At 54.0% G+C, this 548-nt stretch carries 1 rRNA gene; it reads right to left on the bottom strand.

The features are described from left to right. Positions 1-45: 45 nt before the first annotated feature. Positions 46-548, bottom strand: a 16S ribosomal RNA gene (locus NR195_RS22720); the annotation flags it as partial.

Raw genomic sequence — 548 nt, 5'->3', positions numbered from 1 at the left:
TATCAGACAATCTGTGTGGACACTGCGCGGGAAGGTATCTTCAGGTAAGGAGGTGATCCAACCGCAGGTTCCCCTACGGTTACCTTGTTACGACTTCACCCCAGTCATGAATCACAAAGTGGTAAGCGCCCTCCCGAAGGTTAAGCTACCTACTTCTTTTGCAACCCACTCCCATGGTGTGACGGGCGGTGTGTACAAGGCCCGGGAACGTATTCACCGTGGCATTCTGATCCACGATTACTAGCGATTCCGACTTCACGGAGTCGAGTTGCAGACTCCGATCCGGACTACGACGCACTTTGTGAGGTCCGCTTGCTCTCGCGAGGTCGCTTCTCTTTGTATGCGCCATTGTAGCACGTGTGTAGCCCTACTCGTAAGGGCCATGATGACTTGACGTCATCCCCACCTTCCTCCGGTTTATCACCGGCAGTCTCCTTTGAGTTCCCGACCGAATCGCTGGCAACAAAGGATAAGGGTTGCGCTCGTTGCGGGACTTAACCCAACATTTCACAACACGAGCTGACGACAGCCATGCAGCACCTGTCTCA

It is taken from the genome of Pantoea sp. Ft-CA_14, from assembly GCF_024520875.1.
Lineage (GTDB): Bacteria > Pseudomonadota > Gammaproteobacteria > Enterobacterales > Enterobacteriaceae > Pantoea > Pantoea agglomerans.
The sequence above is the reverse complement of the archived record's forward strand: the minus strand, read 5'-3'. Positions and strand labels throughout refer to the sequence as shown.